Source organism: Mucilaginibacter sp. cycad4, from assembly GCF_034263275.1.
Taxonomy (GTDB): domain Bacteria; phylum Bacteroidota; class Bacteroidia; order Sphingobacteriales; family Sphingobacteriaceae; genus Mucilaginibacter.
The window spans coordinates 4,954,966-4,969,372 of record NZ_CP139559.1 but is presented as its reverse complement, the minus strand read 5'-3'; the positions used below and the strand labels follow the sequence as shown (position 1 = coordinate 4,969,372).

Here is a 14,407-nt window from a genome sequence, read left to right as displayed (position 1 = left end):
TCATGCGCTGTCAAATTATTAAAGATATGTGGCCTGATAACCTGCCTACTCCTTCAAATCAACCAGCTTCTCGGCCATTACCTCGCTGATCTTCCGGTATGAATCAAATGTCCAGCCGGCAACGTGAGGGCTTAACAGTACTTTGCCGCTTTGTTTTAATTCCTCAAACCATTGTTGTTCGGCAAGGGCAGGGAATTTTTCAACTTCCAGTACATCTAAACCTGCTCCTAAAATTTTGCCTTCGCGCAGGGCGTTCAGTACGGCACTTACTTTAGCAGTTTTGCCGCGCGACGTATTTAAGAAAAATATAGGTTTTTTAAAATGGAACAGGTATTCATCATCAACCAGTCCATTGGTTTCGGTTGTTAACGGAATGTGCAGGCTTAACACATCGCTGTGCTTTACAATTTCTTCCATGCTTACCTCGCGCGCATATTTATCGCTGAAGCCGGTTTTATATTTGTCATAAGCAATCACATTTACCTGGAAGCCCGAAAGCTTACGGGCAAAGCTGCTGCCCATGTGGCCATAGCCAATAATACCAACGGTTTTGCCTTTAAGTTCGTAACCCCGGTTAGCTTCGCGCTGCCATTTGCCCCCGCGAATTTCGGCATCGCCGCGGTTCAGGTTGTTCATTAATGACAGCAGTAAACCTATGGCATGTTCACCAACGGCGTCCGAGTTGCCTTCGGGTGCGTTAATGAGGGTTATGCCTTTTTGAGCAGCATAATCTTCATCAATATTATCCATACCGGCGCCCGCGCGGGCTATGAATTGTAAGTTAGTGGCAGCATCAAGCACAGCTTGATCCACCCTGAATTTTGAGCGGATCACCAGGCCTGCATAGTCGCCTATGATCTGCATAGCTTCGTCAGCCTTAATCAGGGGGCGGTAATCGCAGGTATAACCTTTGGCCTCGGCCTGCTCCATAAATATGGCGTGCACATCATCAACAATAAGAATATTATTTTTCAACGTTGTATCGATTTTTTATAAAAGGCCAAATTTACAAAATGCAAGGGTATTAGCCGACAGGGTTTTATAATGACAGACAATTTTTACAGAGTGAATATAAAAGCGTCATTGCGAGGTACGAAGCAATCCCCGATTAGTAGAGCCGTTTTGAAAGTCTCTCTGTAAAGTTTGGGATTGCTTCGTACCTCGCAATGACGGGTTAGAGTGTAATTAGGTAAATAAAAGCGCCCGGCATCTTTCAATACCGGGCGCTGCATATTATCTAAATTAGCTTAGTTAACCGGCTGTGAGCCAACACTTGTATACTTGTTATCAAGGCTGATATAATCGGTCATGATTTGGCCGGCTTCGCGTTTTACAAAGTCAAGGTCTTCGTTTTTAGGTTTGGTTTGTCCTTTTTTAAGGGCTGGCAAGCCTAATGCTACGCGGCGCAGGTTATTACGCTCAAATGTTTTTGTTTCATCATCGTCACGCTGTTTCTTCAAATCCGACTCTTTTAAGGACACGCTGTCATCAGCATCGTGCTTTTTAAAATCAGCAATATCTTCAAGCAAATATTTGTAACTATCGCTGCCGGTCATACGCTGATCGTGCAATTTTTTCAATTGCGGCAGCACACCGGTAAAATCGCCTGTTTTGGTATAATCTGTTTTGGCAATGACATCAAATGGCATCGCTGAAGGCTCAGTATCTTCGCCATATTTATCCAAAGGAATAACCGATGGAAAAGAGATATCTGGTGTTACACCCTTGTGCTGGGTTGAGTTACCGCTGATGCGATAGAACTTAGCTATAGTAAGGTTAAGCTGGCCATAAGTGCTTTGGCTGCCGGTAGAGGTTGTTTTTTTAGCACCGCCAACTACACCTGCAATTTTATCGCGGAGCGAAGATCCTATCACCCTGTCAAGATCGATAGCGCTTTGTACCGAGCCTTTACCATAGGTTTGGGTACCCAGGATCAACCCGCGGCCATAATCCTGGATAGCACCTGAGAAAATTTCAGAAGCTGAGGCGCTGAAACGGTCAACCAGTACAGCCATAGGGCCGCTGTAGGTAATATCCGCATCTTCGTCTTTATCAATTTCAACCTGGTCTTTAGTGTCGCGTACCTGTACTACCGGGCCGGTTTTAATGAACAAACCTGTAAGCTCAATAGCTTCCATCAATGAACCACCGCCATTTTCACGCAGGTCGATCACCAGGCCGTCTACGTTTTCTTTCTTTAATGAGTCAAGGATCGCCTTAACATCATGCGTGGTACTTTTATAGTTAGGGTTACCCGCTTTATAATCATTAAAATCAATGTAGAAGGCAGGGATAGATATTACGCCTATCTTAACTGTTTTACCATTGCTGTTATAAGTACGGATCTCCTTCTTGGCCGATTGATCTTTCAGGATGATCTTCTCACGTACCATTTCAACCACTTTGGGTTTGCTTGATGCGTTTGCACCGGCAGGCAATATTTCAAGCCTTACCGTGGTGCCTTTAGTACCGCGGATGATGGCGATAGCATTATCAACACGCCATCCCACCACGTTCTGGAATTCGCCGGTTTTACCCTGGGCTACTGCAACAATGCGGTCGTCAACGCTTATCTGGTGGCTTTTATCGGCCGGGCCGCCCGGTACAATCGTTTTAATAGTTACGTATTCGTTTTCCACCAGTAATGAAGCACCGATCCCTTCAACCTGGCGCGACATTTCGATATTGAAATTAGCAGCGTTTGACGGGTTAAAGTAATTGGTATGCGGATCGATAGCCTCGGTAAAGGCATCCATAAAATACTGGAAAACATCCTGGTTTGATAGCTTGTTGCTTTGTGTTAACAGGTTTTCATATCGTTTTTTAAGGGTTTCCTTGTTTTTGGCCATATCTGCATTGGCCAGTTTCAGGTTCAGCAAATCGTATTTAACACGCTTGGTCCACATGGCATCCATATCGCTTTGTGTAGCGATCCATGGCAGTTTGTCCCGATCATAAACAAATGTTTCAGTTTTATTGAAATCAAAGTTTTTGCTGATTTGCTCAATTGAATATTTTATATGCTCGATATACCTTTTCTGAAAAACGTTGAAAATATAAAAAGCATCGGCCAGGTTGCCGGCTTTAATATCATCATCAAGCACGGTTTTATATTTTTCAAAATCCTTGATATCAGATGCTAAAAAATAGCTGTGGTTTTCGTCAAGCGATTTGATATACCGGTCATAAATGATAGCAGATACTGAATCGTTTAACGGAACTTTTTTATAGTTATAGTTGGAGATTAATGATGCTACCTGCTTACAAACAAGGCTTTGCTGTTCATCGGGCTGTAAATCATTTGAACCTGCTACTTTAACAGGTTTGGATGGTGATGCTTTACAGGCGAGGGCTGCGCCCAGCACCAATAACAAATATACTTTCTTAAACATATCTTTTACTGTAGTTAAATCGGGGTTGGTGTAAAACATCAATACTTGTGCCTATTATTAATTTGCTAATGTAAAATAAAAAAGAGACAGTCAATATGCTGTCTCTTAATTACTAATAACAATAATACGATTATGTTTTACTAATAGTATGCAGGCAGCACCATTTTACGCTTTTGTTACAAATAAATATTATTTGTTAACTGTTTTCGTGCCTGCATCGGCGGTTTCGGCAAAGTGGGTTTCGGTGCGCAGCGTGTTAAATTTATTGTCCTGTAAATAGCGCGTTTTTTTCTCTACAGTAGCCAGGTCAAAAGTTAAACCGCGGGCAACAGCAAGTTGGCGGGCTTCGGCCAGATCCTGTTTGGCCTGTGCGTAATCGCCGTAATCAGCTTTTACAGTTGCAAGGTCAAGCAGGTTGGCTATGGTATGCCTGTCGTCGTTTTGCTGGCGCGATATAGAAATGCTTTGCAGCAGGAACCATTTGGCCTCGGCCAGGCGGTTCTGCTTCATATACATCTGGGCCAGGTCGCTAAAGTTGTAGCTGGCGGCATTGTACACATGAAAACGCATATTGTGCTGCGCGGTTTTCATCACCGATTCCTCGATCATGGCCAGCACATATGGGGTATGTTCAATGGTAAACGGGCGGATCTTTACTTTAGCCATTGCAGGAACGGGCAGCCTTTTGATAGAATGGCTTTGTGCATAAGCCATTTGCGGAGACCGGGTACGCTTATTGAACGGCTTGTAATACCATTGCGCTGATGCATCGAACCCAACAGCGCATAAAATAATAAGTAGGAAATATCTCATTTAATCTTTTTCCTGGGTTTAAACTGTGTAATTTTAAATTAATCAGCTTAACAAATGTAAATATTTGTTAACGGGAAAACAATACCTGTAAAAAGCAGTAAATACGTAAACGCCTAAATGCCACCGTTATTTTACAGATGCTGAACTTATGCCTTTCTACGGGAAAAATAAATTTAGGTTTTAGTTAAAGATCTCAATATCGCCGTCGTGCAGGGCCCAAACCATATAAGGGTGGGTATCGGAGTGATAGATCTGTCCGTCTGTAGTAATCCCTATCACACCGGCAAAGCCATCGTAAGGCTTCATTTCATCGAGAGTTTTTTCGGTAGCGGCCATAAGGGTCATGCCATCGGTTACGCGTGTAACAATTTTAACAGCTACCGAGCCGCTTACAATATCTTCACCTACGCCGGTACATGAAACGCCGGCAAACTCATTGGCATAATTTCCTGCAGTAGTGGCCGAATCACTAACACGGCCGGGGATTTCAAAACCTTTGCCGCCGGTACTCGTTGCGGCAGCCAGGTTGCCATGTACATCCAATGCAACGCAGCCCACGGTGCCAAGCCTGATGGAATCGCTGAGCTTTTGTTCGTATTCGTGACGGCGCTGCGGGATTTCGGGGTTATAATATTTATGACCGTTTTCTATAGCAAAATCGCATGCTCCTTTGCCGCTCAATACACGGTCATCATAGGCTTGTAGTTTTTCAGCTACGCAGATAGGGTTTTTAACGTCCTCAATATTAATAACGCCCGAAAAACGCTGGGTTTTACCATCCATTAGCGCAGCACTCAAACGGATCTTGCCATCGCTTTGGATCTGTGAGCCGGTGCCTGCGTTAAAAAGCTCGCAGTCTTCAAGCAGCCTCACAGCATAAACCACTGTTTCTGCAGCGGTATGATGTTGCAGGTAGTTATATCCTAACTGCACTATGCCGTTCAGGGCCTCCTGTTTGGCCAGCTTTACTTCCTGGTTGGTATGCGATTCGCTAAAAAAACCGCCGTGAATAATTATTTTCATAATTATAAATTAAGTAGATGTACCTGCATAAATAAGGCCAGGGTGTTTATAAGAACTTTATGCAGTTTAAATTATTGTAAAAGATTGCTGCCCGGTGCATGTATAAAAACACCTTCTTCAACTTTCACGCTCTTTTTTATGATTAAACGGTGCTGGATCAGGTCGTACTTATCAAATATCGACATGACATGCACCCTCAGGTTTTCGATAGATATTGGCGAGCCGAGCTCCACATCATAAATATTGGTTGATACGATGTTGCGGCCATCAACCAAAATGATGAGGCCCGAGCCGATAGCTTCCATCATATAACCTTCGGTAATAAGCAAGCCTGTATCCTCGCCCAAACCTATTCCTAAAATACCCGGGTTGGTTGCTACAGCATACATTAACCGGCCTATGCGGCCGCGCTGTACAAAGTGTGTATCAACAATAACCGAGTCGATAAAGCCAAGGCCGGCGGTTATCTGTACCTCGCCTTTTACAAGGGCTTCGTTGCTTTGCCCGCGGTAAATCATGTGTGTTGAAGCTGCCGCAGCACCTGCCGAAGTACCGGCGATAACGAAATCTTCTTTTTGATAACGCTGTTTAAGGATCTGTAAAAATTCGGTACCGCCAAAAATAGCTGTAAGCCGGAGCTGGTCGCCGCCGCTGAACATCACCACATCGGCTTTGCGAATACGGTCGAGATAAACTTTATTGCCCGCATCCTCGCGGCTTTTGATGTGCAGTACATTAACATTAGTAACGTTGAGCTGGCCGAAGGCTTTAATATACTCCGCACCTACAAGCTCCGGAATTTGTGAAGCAGTGGTGATTACTTCAATTTGTGAGCCTTCATGCTTTGCCGATTCGTTAATTATCCGCCTTAATATGCCCTGTTCAAAAAATTTGATATAATCCGGTTGCAAAATGTGCTCCTGAAGAGTAACATTACTCCCCATATCAACCGCGCCACCTATAATTATTAGTTTACCTTTCGGGACAATCATGATTATTTCACAATATCTTAATACAACTATATACAAATTACGACAAAAACATGCACAAACACAGGAACTAATAATAAATAATGGCTTTTTGCCATCAAAAATTTTATTCCCGTGTTATGTTTTATAGTTTTAAGGGGAAAATTAGACTGACAAAAAAATAGCATTCTACATAATGAAGATCGAGAATATCCAGGTACTACGCGGACCCAACATTTGGAGCATCAGGCGCAAAAAATTAATACAAATGCGGCTTGATCTGCAGGAGATGGAACACCGCCCCTCCAACGAAATAGAAGGCTTTTATGAGCGGCTTGAAAAGCTGCTGCCATCGTTATACAGCCACCGCTGCTCGCCCGGTGTACCCGGCGGTTTTTTTCAGCGGGTGATTGCCGGCACCTGGATGGGCCATGTTATTGAGCACATCGCCTTAGAGATCCAAACCCTTGCCGGTATGGATACCGGTTTCGGCCGTACCCGCGAAACCAAAACAAGGGGCGTGTACAATGTAGTGTTTGCTTACCTGGAAGAGAAAGTTGGCGTTTTTGCAGCCGAATCTGCCGTACGCATAACCGAAGCGCTGATAAAAGGCGAGGATTACAACCTGGACGCTGATATTCAGCAAATGCGCGAGATCAGGGAAAATACCCGCCTGGGGCCAAGTACCGGGTCAATTGTGGAAGAAGCTATTGCAAGGGATATCCCATGGATCAGGCTTAACAATCAATCGTTGGTGCAGCTGGGTTACGGCAAAAACCAGGTACGTTTCCGCGCTACCATGACCGAAAAAACCAGCAGTATAGCCGTTGATATTGCCAGTAATAAGGAAGAAACCAAGCGTTTATTACAGGAGCAGGCTATCCCTGTAGCTAAAGGCGTAACCATATCATCAGCATCGGCTGTGCCTGATGCCATCCGCAAAGTGGGCTTCCCGCTGGTATTTAAACCGCTTGATGGCAACCATGGCCGTGGCATTTCTATCAACATAAAAACTGAAGAGGAGGCTATTGAAGCCTATGAGCACGCCGCCAAAATTTCGCGCCGTGTAATTGTGGAGCGTTATGTTACCGGCTTTGACTTCAGGGTGTTGGTGATCGATAATAAAATGGTTGCCGCCGCCCTCCGCAAACCGGCCCATATTACCGGCGACGGAAGGTCGAATATCCAGGAATTGATCGACCTGGAAAATACCGACCCGCGCCGTGGTTATGGTCATGAAAATGTGCTTACCGAAATTTCTATCGACCGTGATACGCTCGACCTGCTGGAAAAGAAAGGTTACACACTGGAAACCATACCAGCGAAGGATGAGGTGGTTTACGTAAAATCGACAGCTAACCTTAGCACCGGCGGTACTTCGGTTGATGTTACCGATCATATACACCCGCAAAATATTTTTATTTGCGAACGCATCTCCAAAATCATCGGCCTGGATATTTGCGGAATCGACATTATGGCGCAAAACCTTACCGAGCCGCTTACCGATACCGGTGGCGTGATACTGGAAGTTAATGCCGCGCCGGGCTTCAGGATGCACATCGCGCCAAGTGAGGGCCTGCCACGTAACGTAGCCGGGCACGTGATTGATATGCTTTACCCGGCCGGTAAATCGGCCCGGATCCCTATCATCGCCATTACGGGCACCAACGGTAAAACCACTACCACCCGCTTAATAGCGCACATTGTTAAAAACAACGGGCACAGGGTAGGTTTTACTACATCAGATGGGATCTACGTACAAAACAACATGATGCTGAAGGGCGATACCACCGGTCCGGTAAGTTCCGAGTTTATTTTAAAAGACCCGACAGTTGATTTCGCGGTATTGGAAACCGCCCGCGGAGGCATCCTGCGCTCGGGCCTCGGTTTTGGATTTTGCGATATAGGTGTAGTTACCAATATCCAGGAAGATCACCTTGGCTTATCGGATATCCACTCATTGGAAGACCTTTCCCGCGTGAAAAGCGTGGTGCTTAACTCGGTTAAGAAGGATGGCTGGGGAGTTTTAAATGCCGACAATGAATATTGCGTACGCATCGGCAAAAAGGCCGAATGTAACATCGCCTACTTTAGCCGCAATGAAAATAACCCGATCATTAAATCGCATTGCAAAAAAGGGGGCATTGCTGCCATTTGTGAAAACGGCTTTATCACCATTTTAAAAGGCGACTGGAAGATCCGCGTACAGCGTACTATCCTGATCCCGCTTACATTTGGTGGTACTGTGCCCTTCATGATTGAGAATGTGCTTGCAGCAACGCTGGCTACTTTTTTATGGGGATTTAAAACTGAAGACATCAAGATCTCGCTCGAAACCTTTATCCCATCGGCATCACAAACGCCGGGCCGTATGAACATCTTTGAGTTTAAGGATTTTCGTTTCATGATAGATTTTGCCCACAACCCGGATGGCTATACCGGCATCAAGGAATTTTTAAAGCATATCGATTCGCCGCTTAAAATTGGTATCATAGCCGGCACCGGCGACAGGCGCGACGACGACATCCGCGAGTTGGGCAAGCTATCGGCCGAGATGTTTGATTATATTATCCTGCGCCAGGAGAAACACCTGCGCGGCCGCACTGCCGAAAATATTATCGGTTTACTTAAGGAAGGAATTTACTCGGTTGATCCTGATAAAAAGGTTGAGGTAGTACCAAAAGAAGTTGATGCCATTAAGCACGCCATGAGCCTGGCCCAGCCCGGTACTTTCATAACCGCTTTGAGTGATGTGATTGATAATGCCATTGAAACTGTACAGGATTACCAGGAGCAGGAAAGAAACGGGTTGTTTAATGTATGACAGCCCTGCCACCTAAAGGGGGAGCTTTGCTAAATACATGCAAACGCATTGGCAAAGCCAATGCGTTTTTTGCTTATTAACCTTTCTTTTTAACTCCCCCTTTAGGGGGCCGGGGGGCTAAATAATAATGCCATAACAACATCGCCGCTACCGTGCGGTAAGGTTTCCATTGTTCGGTCACCGCTAACAACTCTTCCTTTGTAATATCTTTTGGCAGATTTTTTACCCGTTTAAGCGCATTCACCGCGGCCAGATCCCCGATAGGAAAAACATCGGCATGCTGCAGTACAAACATTAGGTACACATCTGTAGTCCAGTTACCGATGCCTTTGAGGGCAGTTAGTTTAGCGCGGATAACGTCATCAGGCATTTGTTCCATAGCTTCAAGATCGATTTGCCCGCTGATAATGGCTTCTGCAAGGTATTTGATATAGGCTGTTTTTTGGCGGCTGCAATAGCAGGCTTTAAATTCTTCGTCGGTAAGTAACAAAACCCTGACCGGGGTAATTTCCTGTACCCGCTCCCTCAGCTTATTTAAAGCCGACAATGCCGAGGCCAGGGACACCTGCTGCTCCAGAATGATGTGCACCAATGTTTCAAAAGTATTAGGCCGTGACCATAGGGGCGGATAGCCATGATTTTGGATAATCAGGGCCAAATCCGGGTCGCCGGCTGCGAGTTGATCACAAATGGAATGATAATTTGAATGTGAAAATTGCTCAAACATAGGTTGATAATATGTTTGCAAGATGCGTGATTAGGATGAAACCGCAAAAGATTTATGTCCTGTAATAAATACCTCACGGCCCCTGCTATGGTTAAGGAGGCACCTACGGAGCCAATATTTCTGTTCTCTTTGGCTACAAACACGGATACTCCTATGGAGTGCGAAAGCAAAGTGTCTTGTCCTGAAATGAGTTTACACAAAAATAAACTACATGGAAAAGATCATTATTGATGGAAAAGGACATTATTCACTTGAATTTAAGCATTCAGTTATCAAAGAGTATTTGGCTGGCAGTGTTAGTCAAAAGGCGTTGTTGAGGAAATATGATATCAAGATACATAGTGGCATAACGCGTTGGATGCAGAAGTTAGGTTATGCAGAAGTTTCGGAAAAAGACAGATATTTGTCATCAGTAAAACCACTATCCTTGCCCGCAAAGAAGCCCCATAAAGATCCGCCTACAGGTGCCTTGTCGCAAGAACAACAACGCATCAAAGAACTCGAACGTCAGCTTGAAGATGAGCAGCTTCGCAGTGAAATGTACAAGCGTATGATCGAGATTGCTGAACGTGATCTTAATATTCCTATCCGAAAAAAGTCGGATACCAAGTGATCCATGAGATGAAAGACATGTATACAAGGATCAGCCTTGTACGATTATGTCGGTTACTTGGTATTACCCGTCAGGCCTATTATCAGCACTTTTGGCAACAAGAAGCATCTGGAATAGAGGATACACTTATATTGCAGGAGGTTGTCAGCATTCGCCAAGACCACCGGGCAATGGGTGGCAGGAAGCTTTATGAAAAGCTGCACCCTTTTTTGCTTGATCATGGCATTAAAATGGGACGGGATGCACTGTTCGACCTGTTGTCAGCTAATGGACTGTTAGTAAAGAAACGCCGCAGGCGGCATGTGACGACCTGGTCGGGTCACCGGTTCAACAGATGGCCGAATATCATACGCAGCCTGGAGGTCGTCAGGCCTAACCAACTGTGGGTAAGCGATATCACCTACTGGAAAGTAAAAGAAGAACATTTGTACATCAGTTTGATAACGGACGCTTATTCGCACAAAGTAGTTGGCTATCATTTGGCTGATACCTTAGAAACGATCGAAACGATACAGGCCTTGAAAATGGCTTTAAAAGACCTGCCTGAACAATTGCCGGAGGCACTTATACATCACTCGGACCGGGGAGTGCAATATTGCACAGAAAGCTATGTAAAGCTATTACAGGACAGATACATCAAGATCAGTATGACCGAGAACGGTGACCCATTAGAGAATGCCGTTGCTGAACGAATGAACGGCATTCTTAAAGAAGAATATCTTAAGCATCACCGGCCTGAGAATAAGCAACAAGCAAAACAATTACTGGATAGAGCTATCGAGTTGTATAACAAACACCGGCCACACTTCAGTATCGGTCTGCTAACGCCCCAACATGTGCATGATAAAAGCTTGCTACCTCAAAAATTGTGGAAGAACTATTATCGCAAAAACACTAACATTGTAAACGTATCACAGGACATCACTACACTTGTAAATACATAACAGGACTATCTCATAAAATGTAAACTTTTTTTAGGACGAGACAAACTTCAAAACTCCGTAGGAGTATCATGTTTATAGAATTTATTAACAACAGCGCGTTGGCTCCGTAGGTGCCTCCTTTTTGATTGGCAAAACAAGTCGCTTACTCATAACTATGCCGCTCAAAATCATAATCAGATTGTGAGCTGATGATCTTCTTTCGCCGCTGGATATCTGTATCCAGGTTATGGTCATAAATATTATCGGTAACAGCCATATCGCGTTCCTTATCGCGCTCGGCAAGATGAATATTGGCTTCGGCGGTTTTAGCGATGGCTGTATCATAAGGCCCTTTGGGCGACATCAGTTTTACAAACACCGGCAAACATTCAAACAGAATAAACAGGTAGCCAATAAAGGAGATAGCGAGATACGTATCCAGGTCGCGCTTGCCGTTTTCGGTGTAGGTGAGTTGCCCTAACGCCCAGTTACGGTCGGAGAAACCTGCTATGGCAGACAGGCTATCCAGCTGATGTTCGGTAAAAAGGCGCGTGCCGTTTAAACCCTCATAATCCTTACGGGCGCTCAGGTACTGGTCCATCTGCCCTAAATTATCGGTAACGGTTTTAAGGCGGACTTCCTTTTCTTCCAGTACGGCCTGCTTTTGCTTGGCATATGTGCCATAACCGGTAATGCCCGACGTTTGATTGGTTTTATCGCCAAAAACCTCCTGGTTAAGCTGGTAGCGCGAACGGTTAATATCCCGCTCCAGCGAGTCCTTTTCTTTTTTCAGGTCGGTATTTTTACCCAGCTCCATGGCATATTTTTGCATGTAGGTTTTTTCAAGGGTATCGATCTTGCTGCGCTGGCCTTTAAGATAAGCGGTTTTTAACTTCTGGCGAATCTCTTTATCGAAGATCTTGAGTTCGAGCGGGCGCGATATCACTATACCTATCATAATGGCCAGCAAAATACGCGGTGATGCCTGCAGGATCTGCTGGTTGGTTGTACCTTCTTTATTGATGCTGGATACAATGTAGCGGTCCATGTTAAAAATGGCAGTTCCCCATAGCAGGCCAAAAAGTATAGCAAAACCTACAGCAAATGCGTCACCATTAAAAACAAAGTACATGGCATAGCCACCGGATAAGGCCGCGAATAAAGCGGTAAAAAATATGGTTGCCCCAATACCAACATACTTATTATGTTCAATTGGGTACTTTTTTAGGGTATCGATATGTGCTCCTGAACAGAACCAGAAAAAGCGAGTAACTTTTTTCATTAAGTAATTATTGTGTAAACATATATGAAACGCTCATACACTTTGATTGTTACAAATAACAAGCCTAAATATTTGATTAAGAAAAAAACTACCTTTGAATTATAATTACATTTAACATGAACGAGATAACCGTACAGGAACTAAAAGAAAAAATTGACAAAGGCGAAGACTTTCAACTGATTGACGTTAGGGAAGATTTTGAATATGAAACTTCAAACCTTGGCGGACAGCTTATACCGCTTGGCGGCGTGCTGATAGAATCGGAAAAGATAAGTAAAGACAAGCCGGTAGTAGTAATGTGCCGCAGCGGTAAACGCAGCGCGGCTGCCATTATGCAACTGGAGCAGCAGGGTTTTACCAACCTGTCAAACCTAAGAGGCGGGATCCTTGCATGGCAGGCCGAAATTGACCCTGAATTAAACGTATACTAATAATGGGTTTTAAACTGGTGCTCAATGTGCTTTACACCATGGGTGTAGCCTTGTGTTTTATTGTGGCTTATAAAATGTTCACCGAAAAAAACTACCTGATCATGGCCGGTGCCATGGTTGTTGGTGTAGTTGTTATTTTTATGAAGCTGAGACTTTTGAAAGAGGTTAAGGAGACCCAGCAAGTGAAAGAGGTTAAGGGTGCGCAGAAAAAGAAATAATTGAGCACTAATTTTTTCGAATTAGAGCGAATTACACGAATTAACAATATCCTTTAACATATCGCATAACAGACTTACGAAGTTTTTGAAACTTCGTAAGTCTTCTTTTTCCCTGGCGCAAGTTTTGAGCGGCGGAAATGAGCCCCGGATAACTTGTGCCCATCATGCTAAGCCAACCACCAATCTCAGGCAATTTAACAGCCCTAATCACCCTAAAAAACATTCTTTTACAATAAGCTTGCAGCATGCAAAAAAAGCTTAACTTCATTGCATGTTTATAGCAGTATTAGGAGTTATTGTACTCATTGTGGGTATAGTGCTCAAACGTTCGCCCGAGCCGGCCGGCCGCTTTAATGGCGTGGTAACCGCGGTAGGTATAGCGATGGTAGTATTGGGTTTGGTACTTAACATGTTTAAAGTTATTGAACCGGGTAAAGTAGGTGTGCAGGCCCTGTTTGGTAAGGTACAGGACCAGGTGCTTGAAAGCGGTTTGCATATTGTAAACCCGGTTGTGGAGATCACCACCTTTGATGTCCAGACCCAAACCTATACCATGAGCGCGGTAAATAACGAGGGCCAAAAGGAAGGTGATGATGCTATCCGGGTGCTTTCATCAGATGGGCTTGAGGTTACCATCGACCTTTCAGTGCTGTATAAAGTAAAACCCGACAAAGCTCCTTACATTATGCAGAACATTGGCGAAAACTATGTGGATAAGATCGTTCGCCCGGTTTCGCGTACTGCCATTCGTGATAATGCAGTTGCTTATGCTGCTGTCGATCTGTATTCGACCAAACGTCAGGAGTTCCAGGATAAGATAAACCGGTACATTACCGCCAGTTTTGAAAAACGCGGACTGGAACTGCAGCAGATCCTGGTGCGTAACATAACACTCCCCGCCTCGGTACGGGCCAGCATCGAATCAAAGATCAATGCCGAGCAGGATGCCCAGAAGATGGAGTTCGTGCTACAAAAGGAACGCCAGGAAGCCGAGCGTAAACGCGTGGAAGCACAAGGGATTGCCGATTATCAGCGCATCCTTTCCACCGGGCTATCGGATAAACAGCTGCAATATGAAGCCATAAAGGCCCAGAAGGAAATTGCGCTTTCGCCAAATACCAAGGTGATCATTATGGGTGGTGGCAAGGGAAACCCAATCATGATAAGTGATAAGTAAAAAGTAATACGTTCCT

At 44.6% G+C, this 14,407-nt stretch carries 13 protein-coding genes; 6 read left to right on the top strand and 7 right to left on the bottom strand.

What is annotated here, in order from left to right:
* Positions 1-45: 45 nt before the first annotated feature.
* The 5 genes from SNE26_RS20065 to SNE26_RS20045 all read right to left on the bottom strand — a co-directional run bounded on the left by SNE26_RS20065 (position 46) and on the right by SNE26_RS20045 (position 6,220).
* Positions 46-975, bottom strand: a complete 930-nt coding sequence (locus SNE26_RS20065) for an NAD(P)-dependent oxidoreductase (protein ID WP_321555677.1) — start codon at positions 973-975, stop codon at positions 46-48.
* A 272-nt stretch (positions 976-1,247) separates the two neighbouring features.
* Complete coding sequence (locus SNE26_RS20060; RefSeq protein ID WP_321555676.1) at positions 1,248-3,392, bottom strand: carboxy terminal-processing peptidase; 2,145 nt, start codon at positions 3,390-3,392, stop codon at positions 1,248-1,250.
* A 189-nt stretch (positions 3,393-3,581) separates the two neighbouring features.
* A complete protein-coding gene (locus SNE26_RS20055) occupies positions 3,582-4,205 on the bottom strand; it encodes a tetratricopeptide repeat protein (protein WP_321555675.1) in 624 nt (207 codons plus the stop codon).
* Between the two features lie 180 nt (positions 4,206-4,385).
* Positions 4,386-5,228, bottom strand: coding sequence for an isoaspartyl peptidase/L-asparaginase (locus SNE26_RS20050; RefSeq protein WP_321555674.1), 843 nt, complete (start codon positions 5,226-5,228; stop codon positions 4,386-4,388).
* 71 nt (positions 5,229-5,299) lie between these two features.
* A complete protein-coding gene (locus SNE26_RS20045) occupies positions 5,300-6,220 on the bottom strand; it encodes a cyanophycinase (protein ID WP_321555673.1) in 921 nt (306 codons plus the stop codon).
* A 172-nt stretch (positions 6,221-6,392) separates the two neighbouring features.
* On the opposite strand from SNE26_RS20045, the gene cphA reads away from it, so the two are divergent.
* Positions 6,393-9,020 (top strand): cyanophycin synthetase, encoded by a 2,628-nt coding sequence (gene cphA, locus SNE26_RS20040; RefSeq protein WP_321555672.1) that lies wholly within the window; start codon positions 6,393-6,395, stop codon positions 9,018-9,020.
* 76 nt (positions 9,021-9,096) lie between these two features.
* On the opposite strand, the gene SNE26_RS20035 is transcribed toward cphA, so the two are convergent.
* Positions 9,097-9,747: a DNA-3-methyladenine glycosylase 2 family protein gene (locus SNE26_RS20035; RefSeq protein WP_321555671.1), complete on the bottom strand. Its 651-nt coding sequence runs from the start codon at positions 9,745-9,747 to the stop codon at positions 9,097-9,099.
* 211 nt (positions 9,748-9,958) lie between these two features.
* On the opposite strand from SNE26_RS20035, the gene SNE26_RS20030 reads away from it, so the two are divergent.
* Positions 9,959-10,360, top strand: coding sequence for a hypothetical protein (locus tag SNE26_RS20030; protein ID WP_321555051.1), 402 nt, complete (start codon positions 9,959-9,961; stop codon positions 10,358-10,360).
* Between the two features lie 8 nt (positions 10,361-10,368).
* Positions 10,369-11,304 (top strand): IS3 family transposase, encoded by a 936-nt coding sequence (locus tag SNE26_RS20025; RefSeq protein WP_321554647.1) that lies wholly within the window; start codon positions 10,369-10,371, stop codon positions 11,302-11,304.
* A 142-nt stretch (positions 11,305-11,446) separates the two neighbouring features.
* Here SNE26_RS20025 and SNE26_RS20020 read toward each other — a convergent pair whose 3' ends face one another.
* Positions 11,447-12,565 (bottom strand): DUF4407 domain-containing protein, encoded by a 1,119-nt coding sequence (locus SNE26_RS20020; protein WP_321555670.1) that lies wholly within the window; start codon positions 12,563-12,565, stop codon positions 11,447-11,449.
* Between the two features lie 116 nt (positions 12,566-12,681).
* Here SNE26_RS20020 and SNE26_RS20015 point away from each other — a divergent pair, with 116 nt between their 5' ends.
* From SNE26_RS20015 to SNE26_RS20005, 3 genes are all read left to right on the top strand, one after another.
* Complete coding sequence (locus SNE26_RS20015; RefSeq protein ID WP_090531100.1) at positions 12,682-12,996, top strand: rhodanese-like domain-containing protein; 315 nt, start codon at positions 12,682-12,684, stop codon at positions 12,994-12,996.
* Between the two features lie 2 nt (positions 12,997-12,998).
* Positions 12,999-13,214 carry a DUF6358 family protein gene (locus tag SNE26_RS20010; RefSeq protein ID WP_321555669.1) on the top strand — a complete coding sequence of 72 codons (216 nt, stop codon included), beginning with the start codon at positions 12,999-13,001 and terminating at the stop codon, positions 13,212-13,214.
* Positions 13,215-13,485: 271 nt separating this feature from the next.
* Positions 13,486-14,391: a prohibitin family protein gene (locus SNE26_RS20005; protein WP_321555668.1), complete on the top strand. Its 906-nt coding sequence runs from the start codon at positions 13,486-13,488 to the stop codon at positions 14,389-14,391.
* Positions 14,392-14,407: the final 16 nt, after the last annotated feature.